Origin of the sequence: Pseudomonas fluorescens, from assembly GCF_902497625.1 — a bacterium.
Lineage (GTDB): Bacteria > Pseudomonadota > Gammaproteobacteria > Pseudomonadales > Pseudomonadaceae > Aquipseudomonas > Aquipseudomonas fluorescens_BQ.
In genome coordinates, this window is record NZ_CABVGX010000017.1 from 74,717 (window position 1) to 100,393 (window position 25,677).

22 protein-coding genes and 1 pseudogene are annotated in these 25,677 nt (G+C 60.2%); 10 read left to right on the top strand and 13 right to left on the bottom strand.

What is annotated here, in order from left to right; genetic code table 11:
- Window positions 1-125: 125 nt before the first annotated feature.
- From F8N12_RS12645 to cueR, 3 genes are all read left to right on the top strand, one after another.
- Complete coding sequence (locus tag F8N12_RS12645; protein ID WP_150580715.1) at window positions 126-509, top strand: hypothetical protein; 384 nt, start codon at window positions 126-128, stop codon at window positions 507-509.
- Between the two features lie 188 nt (window positions 510-697).
- Window positions 698-3,091: a heavy metal translocating P-type ATPase gene (locus F8N12_RS12650; RefSeq protein WP_150580716.1), complete on the top strand. Its 2,394-nt coding sequence runs from the start codon at window positions 698-700 to the stop codon at window positions 3,089-3,091.
- Entirely contained in the window at window positions 3,088-3,489 is a 402-nt protein-coding gene (gene cueR / locus F8N12_RS12655) for a Cu(I)-responsive transcriptional regulator (protein ID WP_150580717.1), read from the top strand. The genes F8N12_RS12650 and cueR overlap by 4 nt, the downstream gene beginning before the upstream one ends.
- A gap of 206 nt (window positions 3,490-3,695) precedes the next feature.
- Here cueR and F8N12_RS12660 read toward each other — a convergent pair whose 3' ends face one another.
- Window positions 3,696-4,589 carry a PA4780 family RIO1-like protein kinase gene (locus F8N12_RS12660; protein WP_150580718.1) on the bottom strand — a complete coding sequence of 298 codons (894 nt, stop codon included), beginning with the start codon at window positions 4,587-4,589 and terminating at the stop codon, window positions 3,696-3,698.
- 453 nt (window positions 4,590-5,042) lie between these two features.
- Here F8N12_RS12660 and F8N12_RS28250 point away from each other — a divergent pair.
- Together F8N12_RS28250 and F8N12_RS28255 are read left to right on the top strand one after the other, a co-directional pair.
- Window positions 5,043-6,131: pseudogene (locus F8N12_RS28250) on the top strand (cache domain-containing protein); the annotation flags it as partial.
- 129 nt (window positions 6,132-6,260) lie between these two features.
- Window positions 6,261-6,989 carry a methyl-accepting chemotaxis protein gene (locus F8N12_RS28255; RefSeq protein ID WP_412072147.1) on the top strand — a complete coding sequence of 243 codons (729 nt, stop codon included), beginning with the start codon at window positions 6,261-6,263 and terminating at the stop codon, window positions 6,987-6,989.
- A gap of 628 nt (window positions 6,990-7,617) precedes the next feature.
- Here F8N12_RS28255 and F8N12_RS12670 read toward each other — a convergent pair.
- Window positions 7,618-8,409 carry an AraC family transcriptional regulator gene (locus F8N12_RS12670; protein ID WP_150580720.1) on the bottom strand — a complete coding sequence of 264 codons (792 nt, stop codon included), beginning with the start codon at window positions 8,407-8,409 and terminating at the stop codon, window positions 7,618-7,620.
- Between the two features lie 211 nt (window positions 8,410-8,620).
- Window positions 8,621-9,898, bottom strand: a complete 1,278-nt coding sequence (locus tag F8N12_RS12675; RefSeq protein ID WP_150580721.1) for an acetyl-CoA C-acetyltransferase — start codon at window positions 9,896-9,898, stop codon at window positions 8,621-8,623.
- A 171-nt stretch (window positions 9,899-10,069) separates the two neighbouring features.
- Here F8N12_RS12675 and F8N12_RS12680 point away from each other — a divergent pair, with 171 nt between their 5' ends.
- A complete protein-coding gene (locus tag F8N12_RS12680; RefSeq protein WP_150580722.1) occupies window positions 10,070-11,428 on the top strand; it encodes a 3-oxoacyl-ACP reductase in 1,359 nt (452 codons plus the stop codon).
- A gap of 2 nt (window positions 11,429-11,430) precedes the next feature.
- Window positions 11,431-12,285, top strand: a complete 855-nt coding sequence (locus tag F8N12_RS12685; protein ID WP_150580723.1) for a MaoC family dehydratase — start codon at window positions 11,431-11,433, stop codon at window positions 12,283-12,285.
- Between the two features lie 115 nt (window positions 12,286-12,400).
- Here F8N12_RS12685 and F8N12_RS12690 read toward each other — a convergent pair whose 3' ends face one another.
- From F8N12_RS12690 to F8N12_RS12705, 4 genes are read right to left on the bottom strand one after another with little or no spacing between them, the layout of a single operon-like run.
- Window positions 12,401-12,964, bottom strand: a complete 564-nt coding sequence (locus F8N12_RS12690) for a DUF4136 domain-containing protein (protein WP_150580724.1) — start codon at window positions 12,962-12,964, stop codon at window positions 12,401-12,403.
- 51 nt (window positions 12,965-13,015) lie between these two features.
- Window positions 13,016-13,639 carry a DUF4136 domain-containing protein gene (locus F8N12_RS12695; RefSeq protein ID WP_150580725.1) on the bottom strand — a complete coding sequence of 208 codons (624 nt, stop codon included), beginning with the start codon at window positions 13,637-13,639 and terminating at the stop codon, window positions 13,016-13,018.
- A 12-nt stretch (window positions 13,640-13,651) separates the two neighbouring features.
- Window positions 13,652-14,401, bottom strand: coding sequence for a methyltransferase domain-containing protein (locus F8N12_RS12700; protein ID WP_150580726.1), 750 nt, complete (start codon window positions 14,399-14,401; stop codon window positions 13,652-13,654).
- Entirely contained in the window at window positions 14,401-14,703 is a 303-nt protein-coding gene (locus F8N12_RS12705; protein WP_150580727.1) for a MazG-like family protein, read from the bottom strand. The genes F8N12_RS12700 and F8N12_RS12705 overlap by 1 nt, the downstream gene beginning before the upstream one ends.
- A 193-nt stretch (window positions 14,704-14,896) precedes the next feature.
- On the opposite strand from F8N12_RS12705, the gene F8N12_RS12710 reads away from it, so the two are divergent.
- Entirely contained in the window at window positions 14,897-15,190 is a 294-nt protein-coding gene (locus F8N12_RS12710; RefSeq protein WP_028620174.1) for a hypothetical protein, read from the top strand.
- A gap of 78 nt (window positions 15,191-15,268) precedes the next feature.
- Window positions 15,269-16,618: an MATE family efflux transporter gene (locus tag F8N12_RS12715; RefSeq protein ID WP_150580728.1), complete on the top strand. Its 1,350-nt coding sequence runs from the start codon at window positions 15,269-15,271 to the stop codon at window positions 16,616-16,618.
- Here the strand turns inward: F8N12_RS12715 and F8N12_RS12720 are convergent.
- The 6 genes from F8N12_RS12720 to F8N12_RS12745 all read right to left on the bottom strand — a co-directional run bounded on the left by F8N12_RS12720 (window position 16,612) and on the right by F8N12_RS12745 (window position 23,357).
- Complete coding sequence (locus tag F8N12_RS12720) at window positions 16,612-17,397, bottom strand: DUF4123 domain-containing protein (protein ID WP_150580729.1); 786 nt, start codon at window positions 17,395-17,397, stop codon at window positions 16,612-16,614. The genes F8N12_RS12715 and F8N12_RS12720 overlap by 7 nt on opposite strands.
- Window positions 17,394-18,710 carry a contractile injection system protein, VgrG/Pvc8 family gene (locus F8N12_RS12725; RefSeq protein WP_150580730.1) on the bottom strand — a complete coding sequence of 439 codons (1,317 nt, stop codon included), beginning with the start codon at window positions 18,708-18,710 and terminating at the stop codon, window positions 17,394-17,396. The genes F8N12_RS12720 and F8N12_RS12725 overlap by 4 nt, the downstream gene beginning before the upstream one ends.
- Before the next feature lie 233 nt (window positions 18,711-18,943).
- The gene (gene speA / locus F8N12_RS12730; RefSeq protein WP_150580731.1) at window positions 18,944-20,857 is read right to left on the bottom strand and encodes an arginine decarboxylase; all 1,914 of its coding nucleotides are present in this window, start codon (window positions 20,855-20,857) and stop codon (window positions 18,944-18,946) included.
- Between the two features lie 215 nt (window positions 20,858-21,072).
- The gene (locus F8N12_RS12735) at window positions 21,073-21,444 is read right to left on the bottom strand and encodes a translation initiation factor Sui1 (protein WP_028620179.1); all 372 of its coding nucleotides are present in this window, start codon (window positions 21,442-21,444) and stop codon (window positions 21,073-21,075) included.
- Between the two features lie 284 nt (window positions 21,445-21,728).
- On the bottom strand, window positions 21,729-22,286 hold the full coding sequence (locus F8N12_RS12740) for an NUDIX hydrolase (protein WP_150580732.1): 558 nt from the start codon (window positions 22,284-22,286) through the stop codon (window positions 21,729-21,731).
- A gap of 3 nt (window positions 22,287-22,289) precedes the next feature.
- Window positions 22,290-23,357 carry a DUF2333 family protein gene (locus tag F8N12_RS12745; RefSeq protein ID WP_150580733.1) on the bottom strand — a complete coding sequence of 356 codons (1,068 nt, stop codon included), beginning with the start codon at window positions 23,355-23,357 and terminating at the stop codon, window positions 22,290-22,292.
- 447 nt (window positions 23,358-23,804) lie between these two features.
- Here F8N12_RS12745 and F8N12_RS12750 point away from each other — a divergent pair, with 447 nt between their 5' ends.
- On the top strand, window positions 23,805-25,475 hold the full coding sequence (locus tag F8N12_RS12750) for a diguanylate cyclase (RefSeq protein ID WP_150580734.1): 1,671 nt from the start codon (window positions 23,805-23,807) through the stop codon (window positions 25,473-25,475).
- The last annotated feature ends 202 nt before the right edge of the window (window positions 25,476-25,677 follow it).

Genomic DNA, 25,677 nt, shown 5'->3' on the forward strand with positions numbered 1-25,677 from the left:
TTAGGTGCAGTGTCGAGCTTGCCACCATGGCAAGGTCAAGTTCTGCCGTGAACGGCCGGGCTGGCAATCGGCGCCGCGCTCCGCCAAGCTGCGAGCATCAATGACTCGATTCAGGAGATTCAGCCATGCGCTGGTCAGCTTTCAGCCTGTTTGGCTTGCTCAGCCTCTTCGCCGCTACGCCCTTCGTCCATGCTGCCCCGGTGGATTACGGCGTGCTGATCATTTCCCGCGAGCGCCTGGAAGTCTCGACCAATTGCGAAATTGGCGTGTACATCCAGGATCAGTTGTCGGCGCGGCTGTTCCAGGAACAGAGCACATCGTTCAACCTGCCGCCGGGTAACGTCTCGCTGCGTCTCAAGCTGCTGCCGGGCCAGGCACCCGGTTGCAACCCCGGCATGCTTGCCCCGGGTTCGCAGAACATCACCCTCAAGGCCGGCGATGTGCTGAAGTTCCGGATCGCGATGACGCAGGAAGGCATGTATTTGAAGCCTGCTGCGCTCGACTACTGATCTCCGGCCACCCGCAGGAGCAAGCTTGCTCGCGATCGTCGACAACGGGGTGTCGCTTAACGACCGCGCTGGCTTCATCGCGAGCAAGCTAGCTCTTCCGGGTTCTTCGGTGAGTTGAAAACTGGCGCTTGACCTTGCCAGCATGGCAAGGTTGATCCTGTAGGCATCCACTACAGGGAGCGCGACCGATGTCCGAATCCACCACGTTCAACCTGCCGATTGCCGGCATGACCTGCGCCAGTTGCGCCGGACGCGTCGAGCGCGCCTTGAGCAAAGTCAGCGGCGCCAGTGCGGTAAGTGTCAACCTCGCCACCGAACAGGCCCGCGTTCAGGCGCCCGGCGATAGCCTGCCGGCGTTGATGGATGCCGTGGAGCAGGCCGGTTACAGCGTGCCTCGGCAAAGTCTCGAATTGAGCATCGAGGGAATGACCTGCGCCTCCTGTGTCGGTCGTGTAGAGCGTGCGCTGACCAAAGTGCCAGGGGTGAAAAGCGTCAGCGTCAACCTGGCCAACGAACGGGCGCACCTCGAGCTGCTTGGGCAAATCGATCCGCAGTACCTGATCGCCGCGGTCACCAAAGCGGGCTACAGCGCCAGCGTCTGGGAAGTCGAACAGCCGCAAACCGATCATCAGCAGCAACGTCTGCAGCGTGAGCGCCTGGCGCTGGTCATGGCGATTGCCCTTGCTCTGCCGCTGGTGCTGCCGATGTTGCTGCAACCGTTCGGTGTGCACTGGATGCTGCCCGCGTGGGCCCAGTTTGCGTTGGCAACGCCGGTGCAGTTCATCTTCGGTGCGCGTTTTTACGTGGCAGCATGGAAAGCCGTGCGCGCCGGTGCGGGCAATATGGATCTGCTAGTCGCCTTGGGCACGAGCGCCGGTTATGGCTTGAGTCTGTACGAATGGGCAACCGCCGCCGGGCGCATGCCGCACCTGTATTTCGAAGCGTCGGCGGTGGTGATTGCGCTGGTGTTGCTGGGCAAATACCTGGAAAGCCGCGCCAAACGGCAGACCGCCGGCGCCATCCGCGCTCTGGAAGCGCTACGTCCGGAGCGCGCAATTCAAGTAATCGATGGCCGTGAACAGGACGTCGCGATCAGCGCCTTGCGCCTCGACGATCTGGTCATGGTCAAACCGGGCGAACGTTTCCCGGTAGACGGTGAAGTGGTTGAAGGTCAGAGCCACGCCGATGAAGCGCTGATCAGCGGCGAAAGCCTGCCGGTGCCCAAACAGAGTGGGGATAAAGTCACCGGGGGGGCGATTAACGGTGAGGGGCGACTGCTGGTCCGGACGCAGGCCCTGGGGGCAGAAACAGTGCTGGCGCGGATTATCCGCCTGGTCGAAGACGCGCAAGCGGCGAAAGCCCCCATCCAGAAACTCGTGGATAAAGTCAGTCAGGTGTTCGTGCCGACCGTTCTGCTGATCGCGTTGGCGACGCTGATCGGCTGGTGGCTCTACGGAGCGCCCATGGAGACAGCACTGATCAACGCCGTTGCGGTATTGGTGATCGCCTGCCCATGCGCCCTTGGCCTCGCCACGCCAACCGCAATCATGGCCGGCACCGGCGTCGCCGCGCGCTATGGCATTTTGATCAAGGACGCAGAAGCGCTGGAACGCGCCCATGCAGTCAGCGCGGTGGTGTTTGACAAAACCGGCACGCTGACCTCGGGTATGCCGCGCGTCGCGCATTTAAGTGCAATTGATGGGGACGAAAGCGCCTTGCTGCAAATGGCCGGGGCGCTGCAACGGGGCAGTGAACACCCTTTGGCCAAAGCCGTGCTGGACGCCTGCACCGAACGCGGTTTGACCGTCGCCGATGTCCGGGACAGTCAGTCGCTGACCGGGCGTGGCATCGCCGGCAATCTTGATGGCCGACGTCTGACGCTGGGCAATCGTCGTCTGTTGGAAGAAAGCGGTTTGCGCGCTGGTGAACTGGCCGAATCCGCTGCCGCATGGGAAGCCGAAGGCCGCACGTTGTCGTGGCTGATCGAACAAAGCCCCACACCGGCAGTGCTTGGGTTGCTCGCGTTCGGTGACACGTTGAAACCCGGCGCGCAGCAAGCGGTGCAGCAATTGCGCGAGCGCCACATCAGCAGTCATCTGCTGACGGGTGACAATCGCGGCAGCGCTCGAGTGGTCGCCGAAGCACTGGGTATCGAGGATGTCCACGCTGAAGTGCTGCCTGCGGACAAAGCTGCCAAGGTGACAACGCTGAAGAATACCGGCGTGGTCGCAATGGTCGGCGACGGCATAAACGACGCACCGGCGCTGGCGGCTGCGGACATCGGTATTGCCATGGGCGGCGGCACCGATGTAGCGATGCACGCAGCCGGGATCACCCTGATGCGCGGCGATCCTCGCCTGGTGCCGGCCGCGCTGGAGATCAGTCGCAAGACCTACGCGAAAATCCGTCAGAATCTGTTCTGGGCATTTGTCTACAACCTGATCGGCATTCCGCTGGCGGCGTTTGGCTTCCTCAATCCGGTGCTGGCCGGCGCCGCAATGGCCTTGTCGAGCGTCAGCGTAGTCAGCAATGCATTACTGCTGAAAACCTGGAAACCCAAGAACCTGGAGGACGACCGATGAACATTGGCCAAGCGGCTCGGGTGAGCGGACTCAGCGCGAAGATGATTCGCTATTACGAGTCGATCGGCCTGCTGAAGACGGCCCATCGCACTGACAGCGGTTACCGGATTTACGGCGAAGATGACTTACACACGCTGGCCTTCATCAAGCGTTCGCGGGACTTGGGGTTTTCACTGGAAGAAGTCGGCAAATTGCTGACCCTTTGGCAGGATCGGCAACGGGCGAGCGCGGATGTCAAAGCGCTCGCTCGCCAGCACATTGACGAGTTGAATCGCAAGATTCTTGAAATGGGGCAACTGCGCGATACGCTGCAGGATCTGGTGGATCACTGCCAGGGTGATCACCGCCCGGATTGTCCGATTCTGAAAAATCTTGAGTCGGGGTGTTGCGCTTCGTAGGTCGTGCCTCTGGCACAGATGTCGAATCTACCGACGCCTTCGCGGGCAAGCCCGCTCCCACAGGGTGCAGCGTGGATAAAGGCTTCAGGCCTGGCACAAAACCCTGTGGGAGTGGGCTTGCCCACGAAAGCGCCGGCACTGTCGACACCAATCTGCAAAGTGTCACCCACAAAAAACCCGGCCGAAGCCGGGTTTTGTTTAACCGATCACTGCATCCAGGGTGGAGGCGGTTCTTCGGCTTTGCCAGGAGGCGCATCGTCTGCGGCGCGTACCGCTTGCTTGCGTTCTTCATCGAGGCGAGCCGCCTCGATTTCACGCATGATGCCGCCGACATCGGCCAGCTCTTCCGGCTCGTCGAACTCACCGGTCAAAACGCTCGCCGGGTGCAAGGTGCCGGCCTCGTACAAAGCCCACATCTCTTTGGCGTAACGAGTCTGCTTCAGCTCCGGCGCGAACCGGCCGAAGTACGACGCCATGTTGCCCACGTCCCGCTCAAGCATGCTGAACGCATGGTTATTGCCCGCTGCATCGACCGCTTGCGGCAGGTCGATGATGACCGGGCCGGTCGGAGTCAGCAGTACGTTGAACTCGGACAAGTCACCATGCACCAGTCCGGTACACAACATCAGCACGATCTGCGAAATCAGAAACGCGTGATATTCGCGCGCCTGATCCGGCTCCAGCACCACGTCGTTCAAACGCGGCGCGGCATCGCCGTATTCGTCGGCAACCAGTTCCATCAGCAGCACGCCTTCGAGGAAGTCGTACGGCTGTGGCACCCGCACGCCGGCACCGGCGAGGCGAAACAACGCCGCCACTTCAGCATTCTGCCAAGCGTCTTCGGTTTCTTTCTTGCCGAACTTCGAGCCTTTGGCCATCGCCCGAGCCTGCCGGCTGTTGCGCACCTTGCGGCCTTCCTGATACTCGGCCGCCTGGCGGAAACTGCGTTTATTCGCCTCCTTGTAGACCTTCGCGCAACGTAACTCGTTGCCGCAGCGCACCACATAAACAGCTGCTTCTTTACCACTCATGAGTGGGCGCAGCACCTCGTCGACCAGACCGTCCTCGATCAGGGGTTCAATGCGTTTTGGAGTCTTCATCAGCTTTTATTGTGGGTCCTTTATTACCAAACACGCGAAAGTCATTCGTTATACGGCAATCTGCTCAATCGGGGGAGGGGGTGCCGACCTATGAACGTTCCGTGGGGAACAGTAAGCACACAATGTGCCGTGTTTATCGATGCACCCCGCCGATGTCTTTCGACCGATGGGATCATAGCTGAGCCGAGGTGACTTGTTGATTTACCGACGCAGGGGATTTGCGACAGAAACCGACAAACGCAGGCTTACCCTTCGTAGGATTTATCTCTCCTGCCCTCAACTTCCTCCGACAACAGCCGAAGTCTTCAATGACGAGGGAGTTTGTCCGCCGATCGTTCCGATAAAAAACGAGGCCGCACCCAGGGAACCGGGTTAAACCATCACGTTTATTGCTGCCAATAAATCCGCGAGTCATCTGCACTGCGTGGGCCTACAAGAAAATCTGGAGCGCGGATGAACATCAAACAAAAGCTGACCTGGGCGTTTGCAATCATCGCCTGCCTGCCAGTGGTACTGGTGGCCACCCTCGTTGTGCTGAACTTGCGCAGTGACGCCAAGGACAATTTCGTCGACAGCAGTGGTCGCGAAATTCGTCAGGTCAGCAATGCCATGCAAATCTTTTTCGACGGCATTAGCCAGAACGTCGATTACCTGGCCTCTCAGCCGCTGATCAAAGAATCCGACGACAGCCTCAAGACTTACATGAGCGCCAACGCGCAGAGCATTCCCCAAGGCGAGGCCGACAAAAAAGTCTTCGCCCTGCTGCAGAATCTCGGCAACAGCCACCCCTCCTACGCCTACGCGATTCTCGGTACGGCTGCCGGCGGTTACGTGTCCTGGCCGGACGACGCGAAGCTGAACAACTACGACCCGCGCCAGCGTCCCTGGTACAAAGCGGCGCAGGCCAAACCAGGCAAGCCGTTTCGAACCGAGGCGTATTACTGGGCCGAGGACGATGCAACCTACGTCAGCACCGTACGCACCATCGATAACAAACTGGGGACCAACGGCGGCGTGGTCAGCATCGACGTGACGCTCAAGCAGCTCACGGAAATCGTCAAACAGATCAAGCTGGGGGAAAGCGGCTACCTGATGTTGATGGAAAACACCGGCACCGTGCTGGTCGATCCGAAACAACCGGAACACAACTTCAAACCGTTGAGCAGCCTCGGCGAGGGTTACGCACAATTGGGCAAGGCCGGCAAAGGGCTGGTGGAAGTCGAGCTCAATGGCGAGCGCTACATGGCCAACGTCTGGCCCTCGGAGCAACTCGGCTGGACATTTGTCGGCCTGATCAAACAGGACGATGTGATGAGCTCGGCCACACAGCTGACCTGGCTGATCGCAATTATTGCGGCTGTGCTCGCGGTGATTTTCGCCGTGGTCGGCGCCAGCTTCGCCAGCGTCATCGTGCGCCCGATCCGTAGCGTCGCCAGCGGCCTGGAAGGCATTGCTCAGGGTGAAGGGGATTTGACCAAAAACCTGCAGGTGCGTGGCAGCGATGAAACCGCGCAACTGGCCAGCTGGTTCAACCAATTCCTGGCGGCGATTCGTAATTTGATTCAAAGCATCGGTGGCGCCGCGACGAAAATCCTCGCCACCTCGAAAAGCTCGACGCAGGTGTCCAGCGACATGGCCGAAGCGGCCGGACGTCAGCGTGAAGCAGTGGACATGGTGTCCACGGCGTTCCACGAAATGGTCGCCACCGCCAACGAAGTCGCGCGCTCGTGCAGCCAGGCGGCAGAGTCGGCCGACAGTGGCCAGCGTCAAGCGCGCGAAGGTCAGCAACAGATCGATGCGGCGGTGAGCAGTGTCGATCGCTTGAGTCAGGAGATCGAGCAGTCGGCGCAGTCGATGCAACAGCTGGAACGCGACAGCAATGACATTCAGTCGATTCTGGGCACCATCCGCTCGATTGCCGAACAGACTAATTTGCTGGCGCTGAACGCTGCCATTGAAGCGGCCCGGGCCGGTGAGCAAGGTCGCGGTTTTGCGGTGGTGGCCGACGAGGTGCGGGCCCTGGCCAAACGCACGGCCGATTCCACTGCGGAGATCGACGGGCTGCTGGGCACTCTGGCCAAACGTACCAGCCAGGTGACTCATCAAATGCGCGCGAGCCTGGAAGTGTCGCAACAATCGGTCACTCGCATCGGCGAAGCGCGCAGCAGTTTCGGGCAGATTCGTGAGTCAGTGGACGTGATCCGCGACATGAATACCCAGATTGCGACGGCGGCGGAACAACAGCATCAGGTGGCTGAAGACATCAATCGGCACATCAGCCAGATTCACGGTGATGCGCAGTTGGTGGCGGAACTGGCGGACTCGGCGCGGCTGGATTCGCAGAGTCTGGCCGGGTTGTCGAATGAGCTGGATGGGTTGGTTCGGCGGTTCAGGACCTGATTTGCAACTGCCGTGAGCGCTTGGCGGCCGGTTGTGGGATCGCCACCAGGATCAGGCTCGGACACAAGGAATCGAATCTCACCACCCCTATGGGAGCTGAGTTTGCTCTCGATGGCGGACTTGAATTTTACTGAATCTTCGAGGATGTGCTCGGTTCACTGTGGGAGCTGGCTTGCCTGCGATGGCTGTGTTCCGAGCGATGAATTTTTTGGGGGTGTACATATCCATTGCTGCGGTAGCGACTGAAATTGGTTCCGCTTTTACAGCGGGTCACTTGGAAAAGCACCAAGTAACCAAGTGCTCTTGCCCCTGACGTCCGGTGGCTCGCTAATGCTCGCCATGCCTTCGCTCCGGTCCTGCTCCGTGGGCCCGCCGCGATCGGCCATCCTTGGCCGTGCGCGGCTAACCCGGCATCCATGCCGGGTTGCCCACTGCGCAGAACCTCCACTCAGCCTCCCGAGGTGGCGCTAACCGCCACAGCTCGCCGAGGCGGCCTGATAGCCGACCTAGCTGTTGGATTTGTCCGCATTTCAATTTGCGGGAGTCAAGCTGGTCTGTTCGTTCGTTCGTTCGTATTTCAGATGTAGAAGTGACCCGGCGGCGATCCGTCTTGCCCGCGAAAGCATCCTCACTGCCGAAACAATTCCCCCGGCGTAAACCCGAACAACCCTCTGAACGCCGCAATAAACGCCGACGTCGAGTCGTACCCGCAAGCCAGCGCCGCGTTGGTCACACTCTCGCCGCCCTCCAGCACATTCAATGATGACAGCAGTCGCATCCGCTGGCGCCAGCCGCGAAAACTCAAACCGGTCTCGCGCTGGAACAGGCGCATCAAGGTTTTCTCCGAGGTGCCTAAGCGACTTGCCCAGTCCTGGAGCGTCACATGCAGCTCAGGGTTTTCGATCAGCTCGTTGCACAATCCAAGCAAGCGCTGATGCCGCGGCAACGGCAGCGAGAAACCGACTTCCGGCAGATTCGCCAACTGATCCAATAAAACGCTGACCAGACGCGCTTCTGCACTGTCGCCCTGGGGATATTCCACCGGCAGCTGGCAAAAACTCTTGATCAATTCCCGCGCCAGCGGCGTCACCTCCAGCACTCGGCATCGCCCATCGGCCCATTGGCAATCTTCACGACGCACGTAAAGACTGCGCATCTCGGCGCGCATCGACGTGACGACCTGGTGCTCGAGATCGGCGGGAATCCAGATACCCCACTGCGGCGGCGCAAAGAAACCGCCTTCGGCGGTATGCACGCCAAGCACACCGCTGATGGCGTAGGAAAATTGCACCCAGTCGTGGCAATGCGGTGGCGTCCAGGACCCGGCATTGAGACTTTCGGCACGGGCGTAGAGGGGACGCGGCAGAACGGTCAATCCAGGGATTGTCCGCTCGAGTGCGAGTTGTCCGTTGGTCGGCATGGACTGGCCCAGTGTCGCGAAGTGGCTGATGAGGCTGATGAGGCTGATGAGGCGACGGTAAGGTATGCCGCTGATCCATTCAACACCATTGAGCCCCCTGTGGGAGCGAGCCTGCTCGCGAAGGCGGCGTTCCAGTCGATATCTTCAATGACTGAAACATTGCTATCGCGAGCAGGCTCGCTCCCACAGGTTCTCGGTTCGACCAATAAAATCAGCGTTCGATGATGGCGGTGACGCCTTGGCCGCCAGCGGCGCAAATCGAAATCAGGCCCCTGCCCTTCCCTGCAGCATCGAGCAGCTTGGCCAGGCTCGCGACAATGCGTCCGCCTGTAGCGGCAAATGGATGCCCGGCCGCCAACGAACTACCTTTGACGTTCAGCCGCGAGCGGTCAATGGAACCCAGCGGCGCGTCGAGACCCAGTCGGCTTTTGCAGTATTCGGGATCTTCCCAGGCCTTGAGCGTACACAGCACCTGCGCGGCGAATGCCTCGTGAATTTCGTAGTAATCGAAGTCTTGCAGTGTCAGGCCATTGCGCGCCAGCAAACGCGGAACCGCATACACCGGCGCCATCAAAAGGCCTTCCGCGCCACTGACGAAATCGACCGCTGCCGCCTCGCCATCGCGCAGATATGCGAGGATCGGCAAGCCACGTTCCTTCGCCCATTCCTCGCTGCCAAGCAGCACCAATGAGGCGCCATCGGTGAGCGGCGTCGAATTGCCGGCCGTTAACGTGCCCTTGGCGCTTTTCTCGAAGGCTGGTTTCAGTGAAGCGAGTTTCTCCAGCGTCAAATCAGGGCGCAAATTGTTGTCGCGGGTCAGGCCGAGGAACGGCGTCATCAGGTCGTTATGCCAACCTTCGGTGTAGGACGCCGCCATTTTCTGATGGCTTTGCAGGGCAAGTTGATCCTGCTCCTCGCGCGGGATGTTCCAGCTCTGCGCCATCAATTCGCAGTGTTCGCCCATCGACAGGCCGGTGCGTGGCTCACCGTTGCGGGGGAATTGCGGGATGAGGTGGCCCGGACGCAGTTGCAGAAACGTTTTCAGTTTGTCCGCAGTGGTTTTGCCACGATTGGCCTGCAGGAGAATTTTGCGCAGGCCTTCGTTGATGCCGATCGGCGCGTCGGACGTGGTGTCGACGCCGCCGGCAATGCCGCAGTCGATCTGGCCGAGAGCGATTTTGTTCGCCACCAATAATGCGGCTTCAAGGCCGGTGCCGCACGCCTGCTGAATGTCGTAGGCCGGCGTGGTGGGCGACAGTCGCGAGCCAAGCACGCATTCGCGGGTCAGGTTGAAATCATGGGAATGCTTGAGCACGGCACCCGCCGCAACTTCGCCCATGCGCTCACCGTGCAGGTTGAACCGCTCGATCAGGCCTTCGAGCGCAGCCGTAAGCATCGCCTGGTTGCTGGCGGTAGCGTATGGCCCGTTGGAACGGGCGAAGGGAATCCGGTTGCCACCGATGATTGCGACGCGACGCAGCTGAGTCATAAAAGCTCCTGATCAAATCCTGAAATTGAGTGCAGTACCTGTGGGCGCAAAGCTTGCTCCAACAATTTCATGCGCCACCGCAATGCCCAAGCGTAGGCTTTATTCGTGAATCGAACGACTGATTGCCATTCATGGTCCACACTTTGAACCCCAGCTGCTGGAGCGCGTTCCATGTCTGACCGTTATATCGACTTCGCCAACTCGTCCCTCGGCCATCGTCTGGTCGGCGCCCTTGGTCTGCCGACGCCCGTACGACTGGAGCGCTGGCAAGCGGGCCGGCTGCGCCCGGTCGAAGGAGCGCTGCTGATTGGCGGCGGTGCACTGGCGGAGAAAGTCAACGCTTTCGCCAATCGCCTCACCGACGCGATATTCAGTTACGGCACCCAACCTGCTCCTGCAACAGCCACCGCCTGGATTCCAGGGCACGGCCCCAAGCTCAAAGCCGTGGTATTCGATGCAAGCGAGTTGAACCAGACCGACGCGTTGAAACAGCTGCGCGAATTCTTTCAACCGCTGATGAAAAACCTTGATCACAACGCACACCTGGTGATTCTCGGACGTGACCCGCAAACCCTCAGCGACCCGTTCGCCGCCAGCGCCCAACGCGCGCTGGAAGGTTTTAGCCGCTCGCTGGCCAAGGAATTACGCGGCGGCGGCGCCTTGCAGTTGATCCAGGTGGGTGAAGGCGCCGAGGATCAACTGGAGGGAGCGCTGCGCTTCTTCCTGTCGCCCAAGAGCGCCTTCGTTTCCGGGCAAGTGGTTCGGGTGAATGCCTGTAATACTCCGGTCACCGACTGGACCCGCCCACTGTCCGGGCGTAAGGCACTGGTCACTGGCGCCGCACGCGGGATCGGCGCTTCCATCGCCGAAACGCTGACTCGCGATGGTGCCGACGTGATCCTGCTGGACGTTGCGCAGGCCAAAAACGATCTCGAAGCCCTCGCCGCCCGACTCGGTGCGCGCAGTGTCACACTGGACATTTGCGCTGAAGACGCCGCTGCGCAGTTGATCGAACACTTGCCCGATGGCGTCGATATCGTTGTGCACAACGCCGGTATCACCCGGGATAAAACCCTCGCCAACATGACCCCGGAATTCTGGGACGCTGTACTGGCGGTCAATCTCAATGCGCCGCAGGTGCTGACCCAGGCGCTGCTCGACAGCGGCACGTTGCGTGACAATGGCCGGGTCATTCTGCTGGCGTCGATCAGCGGTATCGCCGGTATTCGCGGACAAACCAATTACGCTGCCAGCAAAGCGGGGTTGATCGGCCTGGCGCGGGCCTGGGCGCCGCTGCTCGGTGAGCGCGGGATCAGCATCAACGCGGTCGCCCCGGGGTTCATCGAAACCCAGATGACTGCGCACCTGCCATTTGCTGTACGTGAAGGCGGCCGACGCATGAGCTCGCTGGGCCAGGGCGGCGTGCCGCAAGACGTCGCTGAAGCGGTGGCGTGGTTGGCTCAACCGGGCACCGGCGGCTATACCGGACAAGCACTGCGTGTCTGCGGGCAAAGTGTACTGGGGGCGTAACCATGAACAATGACTGGCACACGCTCGACCGCGAGCCGAACTTGCCCTCGTCGTACGCGCAAGCTGCGCTACGGCGCAAGATCACCGGCACCACCCTGCCCGAGACGGGGTTGCGATGCTGGGTCGATGTCGATCCGAAGCGCCTGATGGAGTACCGCAAGCTTTGCGGGTATGCCGACAGCGCTTTGCTGCCGCCGACCTACCCACACGTCCTCGCGTTTGCTTTACAGATGCACTTGCTGACCGCAAAGGACTTTCCGTTCCCGCTGCTTGGTTTGATTCACCTGAGCAACCGCATTCGCCTCATACGGCCGATGGGCGGGGTGCATCGCGCGCGGGTCAGCGTGCGGGTAGTCAACCTGCAACCACACGCCAAAGGTGCAACGTTCGACCTGCTGACGACCCTGGAAGATCAGTTGGGAACGCTGTGGGAGGGGGAAAGCCAGATGCTCTGTCGTGGTGTGAAGCTTGAGGGAGAACCCGTCGAAGAAGTCCTGGCCGCAAGCTTGGCGCTCAACGAGGTGGACCGCTGGAAGGCTCCGGCCGATATCGGTCGGCAATACGCGAAAGTGTCGGGCGATTACAATCCGATTCACTTAAGTGCCGCGAGCGCCAAGCTGTTTGGCTTCCCGACTGCTATTGCCCACGGTTTGTGGAACAAGGCGCGCACGCTGGCGGCGCTGGATCAGCATCTACCAACGGCCAACGTCGAGATTGCGGTGCAGTTTCGCAAACCGGTACGCCTGCCCAGCGAGGTGACGTTACTTGCCAGCGCGGCAGGCTCCAGTGGTGACTTCCAGTTAATGGGCGCCGGGGCACTGGAGCACATGGTCGGGCACTGGCGTCCACTCGCCTGATCAGTCAGCAAAGTTGCCCGCCGGCGCCAGCGAGCGCTGACTTGTCTTCGCAACTCGCAACCGCCGGGCGACAGAGCCGCCTAGGCGCTGACGTTACTGGTGGTCCGGAAAGCGTTTAGCGAGGCGGATAATTGGCGAGTATCTTGCCAACCGTTTCGCGGATGGCGTTGGCGCGATCGGCCGGATTCGGCGAACCGCTGACCAACTGTTCATCGCTGCCACGCCAAACCAGTTTACCGTCCTTGCTGTCCAGCAGATCGATCTGAATGATCGCGACCTTGTAACTCACGTTGCGGGTTTCGTTGTACATCGGCCCGCCCCAGTATCCATTCCACGGGCTGCCCCATCCGCCTCCACCGCCGTAACTGGTGGTCACTTGCTGTTGGCGCTGCTCGACGATCAGGTAGGTCTGCACGCTGAGATCACCCTTGCTGCCCCCGGGTGCCGGGCGCAGGCCGCGCTGATCGAGCTGATCGGCCACCGACTGGCGAAGGCGTTGCTCGGTCAGATCACTTTTGATCCGTGGATCATCGGGGCGGTATTGCAGAGCCGGTTCGTTCCAGCTCCAGCTGCGATACGCGGCGAAGTCGCGGCTGGCGTCATAGTCATTGTTGACCTGGTCGGAAGCACAGGCGCTGAGCAGTGCGGCGACAACCAGTAAAGCGAAACGACGGTACATGGTAATTCTCCGGGTGAAGACATGAACCTGCGGTAACCAGGGTTCGCCGGGCTAGCTTGGCGGATAAGCCGACATGGCCTTTTCCACCGCTTCGCGAATGGCATCGGTTTGCGCGCCCTGTGAGCCACGATTGCTGGTTTCGGCGCTCGAACTCCAGACTGGTTGGCCGCTCTTGGCGTCGAACAAGTCTACGCGCACCACTACAACCTGTTCCTGATAGGTGCGCACGATAGGCACCGTGTTGTACATGCCGACACCGCTGCCATAACGATTGTAGCCGCCGTAACTGCCGTAACCGCCACCGTAATAACCGTAGTCGTCGCGAACCTGGCGGATACGGGTTTCCAGCCGAAGGTTGGCGCTGACAAACAAGTCAGACGGTCGATTGTCGTGCAGCGGGCGCAGGCCACGCTGATCAAGGGCGCTGCTGACGGCTTCGGCGACCTGTGCCGAATCCGCCCAGGCGGTGCCCGGTGGCAGTTGCCCGTTGAGCCACGACCAGCTGCGGTAACGGCCATAATCACGCGGCGCCGCCGGGTAGGCGCTGCGGTCAAAGGTGGTAGCCGCTTGCGCTGGCGCCGGCGGAAGAGGTCTGGAACTTGCTACGTAAGGGTTGCTGCCCTGGCAGGCGGCCAGACCCAGACAGATCACCAAAAACCCCGAACGACTTTTCATGACGCGCTCCGATCAGATCGGCCGACAGATCCAGTGCAAATAACGCCCAAGCCCGGCGAAGCCTGGGTGGCGACGGTGGGCGAGCTCCATTTCGAGCACATCCACCAATTCCGCGCGGACCTGGAATTCCATCGGCATATAGTCGTGAAAAACGCGAACCCCGCTCTGGGTTTCGACCCGCCACAGGCCTTCAAGTTGCGCCGCAAGTTCTCGCGGATCAAGTGGCTGTTGCGGGGTCAGGCTCTGTTTCTCGCCGGCCATGTCGTTCTTGCGCATTTTTCGAAAGTGGCCCTTGAGCAGGTTGCGATAGATCAGCGCATCGCGGTTGTAAAACGCCAGCGACAACCAGCCATCTGGCTTGGTCAGTTGATGCAGCACCGGCAGGATCGCGTGGGGCTCGGCGAGCCATTCGAGTACCGCGTGACAAAGCACCAGATCATAGGGTTCGTTTAGCTGTCCGCGCAGATCCTGCCAGGGCGCCTGAATGAATGTCGCGCTTAGTCCAGCCTCGGCGAACCGCTGCCGGGCACCTTCGAGCATCGGCTTGGCAGGCTCGGCCAAGGTTAGATCATGCCCGCGTTCGGCCAGCCACAGCGACATGTGACCGAGGCCGGCACCGATGTCGAGCACGCGCAATGGACGCTCGGGCAAGACTTCGGCCAGGTCAGCCTGAAGCACAGCGAGGCGAATCGCCCCTTTGGCGCCGCCGTAGATTTTCTCTGCGAAACGGGTCGCCAGTTGATCGAAATGACGGTCGCTCATCAGCCGAATCTCCGTTCGCTGTCGGCGAGTTTGCTGCGCACGACTTCATTCATGTCCAAACCGAGCTCGCTGCACAACAGCAGAAGGTAAAGCACAATGTCGCCGACTTCCTGCCCCGCGTGGACGAGTTTGTCGGCTGGCAACTGGCGGGACTGGTCTTCGCTCAGCCACTGGAAGATTTCCACCAGCTCGGACATCTCCACGCTCGCGGCCATCGCCAGGTTTTTCGGGCTGTGAAATTGTCTCCAATCATTGCGATCGCGGATGGCGTGCAGGCGTTCGGTCAGTTCAACTAGGTTCATCGGGCTCTCCTGAAGGCGTATAGCTTCGGGGGGATCTTTAATCATGGCAAGGTTTGTGTAGCAGCAGACGAGGCCTGCTATAAGTCCTGGGCCATACTCAGGCAACTTCGCGTCGGGGAACTCGGCGCCCTGATACATAGCCAAAGCCTCAAGTGCGGCAACCACGCCACCACGCTCATCAAGGGATGTTCACATGCAGGTAGAAAGCTTCTTCGAATGGCTCGGCCAGGCACTCGGTTCGGTCATCCGCTTCATCGTCGACGGCCTCAGTGGCCTGTTCAATCTGTTGAGCAACGCCGGCAGCAACTTTGTCGAGGGGCTGTCTCGAACCCTGGGCATGGACACCTCGATCATCAGCATTCTGGCGTTGATCGTTGGGCTGATACTGTTGTGGTCAGCGATTCGCGCGTTCATGAGTGCGTCGATCATCATGGGGATCATCTGGTTGCTGCTGGGGCTGTGGCTACTGAGCTGGATAATCCACTAAATCACCGGCCCCCATGGTAGCGAGCACGCTCGCTGCCACATTGAAATCGTTACAATGCGCGCTCCTCAAGGAGCCTGCATGTCCAACCTGCTTGCCGACTGGCGCGACCGCCCGACTCATCGTCGGGTCTGGGCGCTGGCGGCCCCCATGATCCTCTCGAACATTTCCGTGCCGCTGGTGGCGCTGGTCGACAGTACCGTCATCGGTCACTTGCCGCACGCCCACCAATTGGGCGCCGTCGCGGTGGGTGCCAGCCTGTACACCTTTCTCGCCTGGGCGATGGGTTTTCTGCGCATGGGCTCAACCGGGTTTGCCGCTCAGGCTGCCGGGCGTGGCGACGGTGCGGCGTTACGGCAGATTCTCTTGCAAGGCTTGTTGCTGGCGATGGGCCTGGCGATTGTCTTGGGCGCGTTGGGAATTCCGCTGAGCGGTGTCGCACTGCACTTCATGCAACCGTCGGCAGAACTGGATCAACTGACGCGCGAATTTTTCCACACACGCCTGTTCGGCCTGCCGGCGGCGCTGGCCAGTTACGCGTTGGTCGGCTGGTTCCTCGGCACCCAGAACGCGCGGGCGCCGCTGGCGATCCTGCTGAGCACCAATCTGGTCAACATCGCACTCAATCTGTGGTTCGTGCTCGGGCTGGACTGGGGGGTGGTCGGTTCGGCCCGCGCCTCGGTGATCGCCGAGTGGACCGGCGCACTCATTGGCCTGCTGATGACCCGCAAAGCCTTGCGCGCCTACCCCGGTCACATTGCCTGGGCCGCGCTGGCGCTGTGGCAGAGCTGGCGACCGCTGCTGGCAGTCAACCGCGACATCTTCATCCGCAGCTTGCTCTTGCAATCGGTGTTTTTCATGATCACCGTCCAAGGCGCGCGGCTGGGTGATGCAACCGTCGCCGCGAATGCTCTGCTACTTAATGGCCTGCTGCTGACCGCCCATGCGCTCGACGGCCTGGCCCACGCTGTGGAAGCCTTGTGCGGTCACGCCATTGGCGCTCGCGACCGCGATGCGCTGCGGCGCTCGCTGGTGGTCGCCTGTGGCTGGTCACTGCTGGCGAGCCTGGGCTTCGCCGCGTTGTTTATGTTTGCCGGTCACCTGTTTATCGAGATGCAGACCGACATCCAGAGCGTGCGCAATACGGCATTTGTCTACCTGCCCTACCTCGCCGTGCTGCCGCTAATCGCCGTCTGGAGTTATCTACTGGACGGTCTGTTCATCGGTGCCACCCGCGCCCGGGAAATGCGTAATGGCATGCTGCTGACGATGATTGTGCTGTTGCCGTTTGCCTGGGCGCTGCAAGGTCTGGGCAATCACGGCTTGTGGCTGACCTTCCTGCTGTTCATGGTGTTGCGCAGCCTGACCCTCGGCGCAATTGCCTGGCTGTTGCGCAACAATGATGGCTGGTTCTCCGGGCGCGCTCACTGACTCTGGTCGTTTTGCCAGCGAATGCGCAGATTATCGAGGCGCTCCTGCTGAGTGCTACCGGACAGCGGCTGGCGCAGGGACCCGTGCGGAAATTGCAGGCGCAGCCATAACCAGCCATCCAGTGCCGGCCGCTCTCTGAACCCCAGCGCCAGTCCTTCCTGAAGATGGTGCCAAAGGCTGGTGTAATCGACCTCGGTGGACTGCGACCATAGCCAGGCGTGGTGTTCCAGCAAGCAGGTCTGCAATTTCTCGCGCTGACGCTGGCTCAAGTCGGCCTCGACCGCCAGCGGCTGGACCATCAGGCCAGGATTGAGCAACTGCTGCCAGCCTTGACTGCCGATCGCGCGGTCGGCCCACGTGCCGCCAAACCACTGCAACTGTTTGATCGGCCCCAACCAGCGACTCAGCTCCATGGCATCGCAGGCATCGAAAAAATAACTGGCCGTGTTCGGATTGTAGTAACTCAACAATGCTCGATGATGCAGGCCGACGGTGACCGTCAACATGCGTTGCAGATGCTCGATCAATTGCCCGGCCGATGCGTCGCTGACCATCAGCAAACCACGCCAAACCTGCGCCTGACTAAAACACAGCTCGGCCAGTCCAGGACAACTGCGCAGGTCAACAAGGAAGGGCCCTTCGTCGCGTAGCGCATGCAGTTCGGTATTCTCGAACAACTTGAATCTGTGCGCGTGCGCGAACCTCTGCTGCAGTATCGCACTGGCGTGAGGAGCATTTGGAACGTCCAGCAATAGCCATTGCGCAGGCGCGCCGATCATGCCGCACCGCTCGAGCCGAATCGCGTCGCCGCACGACAGGCACAGAGGGTTTCCTGGCAATGATTGAAGCTGCCACCGCCGGGCATCAGGCATAACAACAACAAGGGCTCACCTGTTCGCAACAGTTGCAGAATGCCCTCGACGGGTAGCGGCACTTCAGGCGAAAGCGGGGCAGCATCATTTTCAATCTTCGGCGGCGTGTGCAGAACACCACTGATCAATGGCTTGTCCGGATCCCCTTCGATGAAACTCACCACTACTTCGGTGCCTTCACTCAACTGCGCGATAGCCGGACTGTCCAGCTCTGAAGACACGGGCAGCCAACAATGGCTCGGCGCTGCACCTTCGCCCTGATAAAGCCAGTCAAACTGTACAGCGACAGGTCGCAAGGAATCCGGCCGAGACTCATCGACGTCGACAACCCACGCCCGTTGCAAGCAGTGCATGCGAGGCTTCGCGACGTTGCCTGCCGAGACGAATGAAGCGTCCCGGCAAATCGCACGAAACTGATTGGAGTAGGGTTTAAATGGGTCCTGACTGCCAAGATGCTCGACCTGGGTCAGCATCCACAGATGATTCCACTCGGCGACCGGATGTCCGCACAACCGCATCAGCTGACCGCTGCGCAGTGTCGCCACATCGGTATGACCTTCGGCGCTATGCCCGGATGGCTCACTCACCTGCCGCTTGAATTGGCGAACTGCCGGCGGCTCGCATTCAGTGTCGAACCTGACCGCATCGATCAAGGGCAGATGCCCGTCCCCATCACCGAAGACTACGCAGTGCCGACTGGCGCTGTGTTCGAAGTGGTATTGGATACGCTCCTGAGCGCACAAACGCTGGAGAAACTGCAGATCTGATTCCCTGTACTGCGTACAGAAGTCTCGTGGCGCATAATCCCCGTTCAGCTCGAAGCGCCGATTCCGCCCAGTAATGCCATGCTCCTTGAGCACCTGATCAAGAATCTGCGGCACCGAGCGGGCACTGAAGATCCGCTGGCTGAAGCGCTGGGACAGGCACGCCAGCCTCGGTCGCAGCTGCACCTGACACAACCGGCTGCTCTGGCCATAGTCGCGCTGAACCAGCTCATGTAATTGTCCGTGGAAGAAGCTCTGCTGAGCTTCGATATGCAAAACTGCGGATCGGAACAACAAGCTGGCAAGGTCGAGAGCAGGGTCATCGATCAACAGATCCACGTCGAACACAAAAGGTTCGTTGAGCGCTTCTGTACCGGTAAAGGCCAGGACTTCGAACGGGTCGGGCAGACCGGCTACATCCAGACGAAATGAAGGTTCGCGGACTGGATCGAACATCGGCAATTCTCTACAGGAGGGGCGGTCGGGGATTTTCGCCGAGAGCCATGACCGAGTAGAGGGCCGAAGTACAACTTAGGAAACGGCCTACGACAAATGCAGACCATATGACTTTTATAGCCAGGAGAGCGGTGTATTTCGCAGGCAAATAAAGAACCATCCCACCGAGTCGCCTGAAAAATCCGCAGGGCGCGGTACATTTTCAGACAACCCGGTGTAGACGGAGGCCTACCTCAGGAAGACAGGTAAGAGGAACGAGTCAGGCCCAGGCGCAATGCATCGAGGAATTGAGTACGTTCGGCCGCCGTGATGCGTGCGCTGGCACACTTGTCGCGGTAATGAGTCATCAACTCTTCCGGCGACAAATGCACGTAACGCAGCATGTCTTCAATGGTGTCGTGGGTTTCGATGCCCGCGTGGTACACACTGCCATCGGCATTCTGGTAGATGTTCACCGAATCGGTGTCACCGAACAGGTTATGCATGTCGCCGAGAATCTCCTGGTAGGCGCCGACCAGGAAGATGCCCAGCAGATAGTCCTCGCCCTCATTCAGGCTGTGCACCGGCAGGCTGGTCTCGATGCTCTGCTCGTCGACGTATTGCTTTATCTTGCCGTCGGAGTCGCAGGTCAGGTCCTGCAGTACTGCGCGGCGCAGCGGCTCTTCATCGAGACGGTGCAGCGGCAGGATCGGCAGGACCTGGCCGATCGCCCAGGTGTCCGGCAGGCTCTGGAACACCGAGAAGTTGCAAATGTATTTGTCGGCGAGCTTGTCGTTGAGTTCGTCGAGCACCTGACGGTGCGAACGCTGACGCGCCTTCAACGAGTTGTGCAGACGACGGCACACGGCGAAGTAGCATTGTTCCGCCAGCGCTTTTTCGGCCAGGGTCAGCTTGCCGTCGGCATACTGGGTGGCGACATCGCTCATGTAGTGCGTGGCGCGCCAGTAGGTTTCGGTGACCATCTCGATGTCGGTCGGGCCCAGCAGATCCACCAGCCATTGCACGGTTTCCGGCAGCGCTTCCTTGTTCTCGATCTGCGGCACGTCGTCGTTGTGCTTTTCCACGTCGGTGACCTGCACCACCAGCATGGCGTGGTGCGCGGTCAGCGAACGGCCGCTCTCGGAGAAGATGTTCGGATGCGGCAGGCTCTGCGCATCGCAGAATTCCTTGAGCATCCCGACCACGACACCGGCGTAATCGTCCATGTCGTAGTTGATCGAGCTGGCATTGCGCGAGTGGGTGCCGTCGTAGTCGACACCCAGACCGCCGCCCACGTCGATGTGATCGACCGGCAGGCCGAGGTTGCGCAGTTCTCCGTAGTAACGAATCGCTTCCTTGAAGCCGTGCTGGTAGTCGGCCAGGTTGGCGATCTGCGACCCCATGTGGAAGTGCAGCAGGCGAATGCCCTGATCGAGGCCCGCCGCGCGGAAGCGCTCGACTACCGACAGCAACTGCGCCGCCGAAAGACCGAACTTGGATTTTTCACCGCCGGTGTCTGCCCACTTGCTGGACGCCAGGGACGACAGGCGCACGCGCAGGCCTACCTGAGGCTTGACCTTCAGCGAGGCGGCTTCTTCGATCACCAGCTCTACTTCGGACTCTTTCTCGATCACGATGAACACGTTGTGACCGAGTTTCTGGCCCATCAGCGCGAGGCGTATGAACTCGCGGTCCTTGTAACCGTTGCAGACGATGGTCCCGCCTTTTGGCGCCAGCGCCAGTACGGCCAGCAGCTCGGGCTTGGAGCCGGCTTCCAGACCGATGGAAACGTTTTGGGTGGCAATGATGTTTTCGATCACCGCTTCCTGCTGGTTCACTTTGATCGGGTACAGCGCGGTGTACTTGCTCTGGTACTCCAGGCGCTCGATGTTCGCATCGAACGCGCCGGTCAGCTGACGCACGCGGTCTTGCAGGATATCCGGGAAACGTACGAGCAACGGCAAGGACAAGCCGCTCTTGCGCAACTGGTCGACTTGCTCGAACAGGTCGATCGGCGAACTGGCCGGACCGTTCGGACGAACTTCGACGCGACCGGCGTCATTGATCGCGAAATACCCGGCCCCCCAATGGCGGATCCCGTAAACACTGCGGCTGTCCGCAACTGTCCATTGGCTGCCATCGTCTTTGCGTGTGCGTCGTACGGACATTGAAGTCCCCTATAAATAAAGTCATAGAGCGTCACCTGGGTTCAGGCTGGCGCAGTCTAAAGAGTGTAAATGACGGTTCGTCAACGAGGGGGTAGACCTCGCTGACCGCAGTGAGTTTAGAAACCGGTCAGAACAGGCTCTGTGAAAACCATGTAGGCGACACCAGACCTGCTGTCAGGACCGGGTCGAGCCGAGGGTGGTTTTCACAGAGACGGCTAGCCGCCGGACTTCTTCGCCTTGAAACCGAGTTTGATCAACTCGCCCAGCAAAAGCTCGACATGATCGCCCTGGATTTCGATGATGCCGTCTTTCAACGCGCCACCGGTGCCGCAACGCTTCTTCAACGTGGTGGCCAGTTCCTTGAGCGCGTCTTCGGCCAATGGCACGCCGGTGATGGTGGTCACCGTCTTGCCGCCTCGGCCCTTGCTTTCGCGACGCACGCGAGCAATGCCATCACCGGACGGGATCAGTGTCTGTTTGCAGATGCAGGCATCCACCGGTTTGCTGCAATCGGGGCAATGCCGACCTGCGTCGGTAGAAAATACCAGGCCACCAAGGGCGGCGAAGGATGCGGCTTTTTTGGCCACCGGCAATCCTCTTGGGAGGACAAAGACTGGTCGCGGCCACTGGGGCCATCGACCGCGAAGCCCCACTCAGGCAGGGGCAGCGCTACCGAACCGAAAAACACCGCGTAGGAGCTGTCGAGTGCAACGAGGCTGCGATCCTTTGACTGACGATGATCAAGATCAAAAGATCGCAGCCTCGTTGCACTCGACAGCTCCTACGACGCGTACAACCGCTGGTTCAGCTTGAAAAGGTCGCGCAGTGTAACGGCAAAAACGCTGATTGCTAAGAGCCAATCAGCGCCAATTCATGGCTGTTTTGCGACGCCATCCCCACAGGCGCGCAGATAGCGCTGCAACGCGGCCAGAGAGTCCGGGCAATAGGGCTTTTGCTGGATGTCGAGCATGACCTGATCGACTGGAATAAAGCGCGCTTCCAGCACTTCTTCCGGCTGCAGGATCAAGGGGCCATCCCACACCGCCGAAAAGGCTGAACACCAGAGTCGATTGCCCGTATCTTCGAAATAGAAATGATCGTGAGCGGCCAGTTCCACACCGCTCACTCCCAGTTCTTCTTCCAGCTCCCGGGCGGCCGATTCCGCGTACGTTTCAGTCGCGAGCACCATGCCACCCGCCGCCACGTCCCAGTAGCCCGGGTAGATCGCCTTACTCAAGGTTCGGCGATGAACACAGAGCTCACCCGCCGAGTTGAACAACATGATGTACGTGCCGCGCCCGATCAGCCCACGTTCGCGCAAATCGGAGCGGACCAGAGCGCCAAGCAGGTTGTCGTGCTCGTCCACCCAGGCAATTTGCTCGCCGTCCGAGGCCGCGCGGTGAGCAACCTCGCTCGCATTATCGACCATGACTCAGCCCTGATTGAGCAGCTGACGCAAATCGATCACTGCCGCGTTGGCCCGGGAAATGTAATTGGCCATGACCAGCGAATGGTTAGCCAGCACGCCGAAGCCGCTGCCATTGAGAATCATCGGACTCCAGACCGGCTCTTGCGATGCTTCGAGCTCACGGATGATCTGACGCACGCTGACCGTGGCGTTTTTCTTCGCCAGCACATCGGCGAAATCGACTTCAATGGCGCGCAGCAAATGAGACAACGCCCAGGCCTGACCGCGAGCTTCGTAGAACACGTTGTCGATCTGCATCCACGGGGTTTCGACGATTTCCTCGTCCACCTGCGGTACTTCACCCGGCGCAACCACTTCGGTTTTCAGCGCAGTATTGAGTTTCACCCGGCCAACGCTGGCGGACAGCCGCTGCGACAGCGAACCCAGACGGGTGCCGACGTCGCCGAGCCAGTTGTTGAGGTTGTCGGCGCGAGCGTAAAACAGCGCGTTTTTTTGCGAAGGGTCGGACAGACGCGCCTGATAGCGGCTCAGCGACTTGATGCCTTCCTGATATTCCGACTCACTGGATGGCAACACCCAGCTCTTGTTGTCAAAGTTGAAACGCGGCTCGGCCTTGGCCAGATCGCCGTCTTCTGCCGACTGCGATTGCGAGCGGGCGAAGTCTTTACGCAGGGCGCGGGTCAAGTCACGCACCTGGACCAGCACGCCATATTCCCAGCTAGGTGTATTGTCCATCCACAAGCCAGGCGGGAAACGGTCGTTGGAAATGTAGCCGCCCGGTTTGGTCAGCAAGGTATCGGCGACAGTCTTGAGCGTTTCGACCGTGGTATAGCCAATGACCATCTGCTTGCCTTCACGCTCGGCCGCCACTTGCGCGTTCTGCTGAACCGGGAATAGCGCCGGCTCCTGGCTCCAGTACCAGCCGAGCGCAATGGTCACCAACAGAAAAAGGCCGATCAGCGTAGCCAGCGCCCGGCTGAACAACAGGCCGCCGACGTAACTGCGGGTGGCCGACTTAGGTTCGGCGGCACGTTCAGGCGCGCTGCCCGCGCGGTTCTTCCAGTCCAGCATGGCGGTATCCTTTCGATCACTTGAGTTCATCGGTTCGACCACAACCCTACGCCATCGTGCCTCGTTAAACGCGCATTAAATCTGCGCAACGCGCCGCACGACCGCAGGGTGCAAGAGCAACTATAAAGGAAGGAGAGCCCTTTGTAGCGGCTGGCGAAGACAAGGGCCACGATCGGACGTCCGTTTGCGCAGCAGTCGCCACCTCCACATTGGGTTTGGCTGATACAACGGATTCGCTGATTTTGCGACTGCTTCGCAGCCGGACGCGGGCTCCGCCAGATGCTACTGGCATGACGCTTCGACGAGGAGCACATCAGACTGACCGGTCATAAACTGAATGACGTCGCTCCGCACTTAATTGACGGACGACACTGATGCCAATCGAAAGAGATGCTAGCATAGAGCCACCAGTCAAACTCAGCATGCACCCTACTCAGTAGTCAGGATATGACCGAGCCAGAAGACCCCAGCCGTGAGCGCCTCAAGCACCACTTTGCCCAGCGGGTAATTCATCAGGCACGTCAGATTCTTGAGATTTGGCAGCGTCTGCAGCGCAGCGAATGGTCCAGCACCGACCTGTCCGAACTCAGCGAGGCCAATGTGCGCTTGGGCCGCTTCGCCGAGCGTTTCGAGCAACCGGAGCATAGTGAGCTGGCGGGGCATATCGGTCAGTCGCTGGAAGCGATCGAGGCCAACCGTGGGCGCCTGAGCAGCGCGCTCATTACTGATCTCAATCGGCTGATGCAGCGCCTTTCGCGCACGGGGCTGCGCCATGGTGATCAGTTGGAGCAGACGCTCCTGCCGCCACTGCGAAAGCCGGTCTACGTGATGCTGCAGGATCATGAGCGGGCCGAGAGGCTGGCCAAGCAACTCGAATTCTTCGGCCTCAGCGCGCAGTCACTCGACAGCGTGGCCGCGTTTCGCTCAGCGATGGTCGAGCGTTTACCTGCAGCGATTGTCATGGACGTCGATTTCAGCGGTGCCGGCGTCGGGCTGCAACTCGCCGCCCAAGCCCAGATCGGACTTGACGAACCCTTGCCCCTGCTGTTTTTCAGCCTGCTCGAAACCGACACCCCGACCCGCCTCGCCGCTGTGCGCGCCGGCGGCCAGGAGTTCCTGACCGGCACCCTCGAAGCGTCGAGCCTGCTGGAGAAGATCGAAGTCCTGACCTGCGTTGCCCAGTACGAACCTTATAAAGTGCTGATCATCGACGATTCGCGCGCTCAAGCCATGCACACCGAGCGCCTGCTCAACAGCGCCGGGATCGTCACGCGGACCTTGATCGAGCCGATCCAGGCGATGGCCGAACTCGCCGATTTCCAGCCCGACCTGATCATTCTCGATATGTACATGCCCGCTTGCACCGGCACCGAACTGGCCAAGGTCATCCGGCATAACGATCGTTATGTCAGCGTGCCGATCATTTATCTGTCCGCTGAAGACGATCTGGACAAGCAGCTCGACGCCATGAGCGAGGGTGGTGACGACTTCCTGACCAAACCGATCAAGCCCCGCCACCTGATCACCACCGTGCGTAACCGTGCGGCGCGGGCGCGCAACCTGAAGGCTCGAATGGTCCGCGACAGCCTGACCGGTCTGTACAACCACACGCACATCCTGCAATTGCTCGAAGACTGCAGCTTCCGCTCACGTCGCGAGGGCAAGCCGCTGAGTTTTGCGATGCTCGACATCGACCATTTCAAACGGGTCAACGACAGCCACGGCCACCCCATGGGCGATCGGGTGATCAAAAGCCTGGCGCTGTTTCTCAAACAGCGTTTGCGCAAGACCGATTTCATTGGCCGCTACGGCGGCGAAGAATTCGCTATCGTCATGCCCGATACCGATATCGAAGCAGCCTATAACGTTCTGGACGAGATCCGTCAGCGCTTTGCCGAAATTCATTACCCGGCCCAGCCGCAGGATCTCTGGTGCACCTTCAGCGCCGGGGTCGTCGAGCTGAATGACGTCTCCGACGGCCTGATGATGGCCAGTATGGCGGATGAGGCGCTGTACCGCGCCAAGCACGCCGGACGAAACCGGATCCATGCCGCACAAGCATCAAAGCAAAGTGCCACCTTTTCATCGGAATCGACCCGTTCGGTCATAACGCTGTAATACAAACGCAATAACTTCAGGCGCTTACCACTCTGCCGTTGGTAGTCCCGCAATGCGCCTGAAGCTGCTGACCAATTTCAACACCCTCCTTTTAGTCGCCGTGTGCATAGCGCTCGGCGCTACGCTGTGGTGGTCGCAAAAAGCCCTGGAACGCCCCTATCTGTTGATGGAGCGATACCTCAGGTTATCCCAGCAATTTCAA

What these genes read in the sequence shown, in the direction of transcription:
- F8N12_RS12705 (WP_150580727.1), bottom strand. Translation starts at nt 14,703, where the DNA reads ATGAACCTAGTTGAACTGACCGAACGCCTGCACGCCATCCGCGATCGC.
- F8N12_RS12645 (WP_150580715.1), top strand. Translation starts at nt 126, where the DNA reads ATGCGCTGGTCAGCTTTCAGCCTGTTTGGCTTGCTCAGCCTCTTCGCC.
- F8N12_RS12670 (WP_150580720.1), bottom strand. Translation starts at nt 8,409, where the DNA reads ATGCCGACCAACGGACAACTCGCACTCGAGCGGACAATCCCTGGATTG.
- F8N12_RS12745 (WP_150580733.1), bottom strand. Translation starts at nt 23,357, where the DNA reads ATGCTGGACTGGAAGAACCGCGCGGGCAGCGCGCCTGAACGTGCCGCC.
- F8N12_RS12740 (WP_150580732.1), bottom strand. Translation starts at nt 22,286, where the DNA reads ATGGTCGATAATGCGAGCGAGGTTGCTCACCGCGCGGCCTCGGACGGC.
- F8N12_RS12680 (WP_150580722.1), top strand. Translation starts at nt 10,070, where the DNA reads ATGTCTGACCGTTATATCGACTTCGCCAACTCGTCCCTCGGCCATCGT.
- F8N12_RS28255 (WP_412072147.1), top strand. Translation starts at nt 6,261, where the DNA reads ATGGTGTCCACGGCGTTCCACGAAATGGTCGCCACCGCCAACGAAGTC.
- speA (WP_150580731.1), bottom strand. Translation starts at nt 20,857, where the DNA reads ATGTCCGTACGACGCACACGCAAAGACGATGGCAGCCAATGGACAGTT.
- cueR (WP_150580717.1), top strand. Translation starts at nt 3,088, where the DNA reads ATGAACATTGGCCAAGCGGCTCGGGTGAGCGGACTCAGCGCGAAGATG.
- F8N12_RS12700 (WP_150580726.1), bottom strand. Translation starts at nt 14,401, where the DNA reads ATGAGCGACCGTCATTTCGATCAACTGGCGACCCGTTTCGCAGAGAAA.
- F8N12_RS12650 (WP_150580716.1), top strand. Translation starts at nt 698, where the DNA reads ATGTCCGAATCCACCACGTTCAACCTGCCGATTGCCGGCATGACCTGC.
- F8N12_RS12725 (WP_150580730.1), bottom strand. Translation starts at nt 18,710, where the DNA reads ATGTTCGATCCAGTCCGCGAACCTTCATTTCGTCTGGATGTAGCCGGT.
- F8N12_RS12660 (WP_150580718.1), bottom strand. Translation starts at nt 4,589, where the DNA reads ATGAAGACTCCAAAACGCATTGAACCCCTGATCGAGGACGGTCTGGTC.
- F8N12_RS12675 (WP_150580721.1), bottom strand. Translation starts at nt 9,898, where the DNA reads ATGACTCAGCTGCGTCGCGTCGCAATCATCGGTGGCAACCGGATTCCC.
- F8N12_RS12750 (WP_150580734.1), top strand. Translation starts at nt 23,805, where the DNA reads ATGACCGAGCCAGAAGACCCCAGCCGTGAGCGCCTCAAGCACCACTTT.
- F8N12_RS12690 (WP_150580724.1), bottom strand. Translation starts at nt 12,964, where the DNA reads ATGTACCGTCGTTTCGCTTTACTGGTTGTCGCCGCACTGCTCAGCGCC.
- F8N12_RS12685 (WP_150580723.1), top strand. Translation starts at nt 11,431, where the DNA reads ATGAACAATGACTGGCACACGCTCGACCGCGAGCCGAACTTGCCCTCG.
- F8N12_RS12695 (WP_150580725.1), bottom strand. Translation starts at nt 13,639, where the DNA reads ATGAAAAGTCGTTCGGGGTTTTTGGTGATCTGTCTGGGTCTGGCCGCC.
- F8N12_RS12710 (WP_028620174.1), top strand. Translation starts at nt 14,897, where the DNA reads ATGCAGGTAGAAAGCTTCTTCGAATGGCTCGGCCAGGCACTCGGTTCG.
- F8N12_RS12720 (WP_150580729.1), bottom strand. Translation starts at nt 17,397, where the DNA reads ATGATCGGCGCGCCTGCGCAATGGCTATTGCTGGACGTTCCAAATGCT.
- F8N12_RS12715 (WP_150580728.1), top strand. Translation starts at nt 15,269, where the DNA reads ATGTCCAACCTGCTTGCCGACTGGCGCGACCGCCCGACTCATCGTCGG.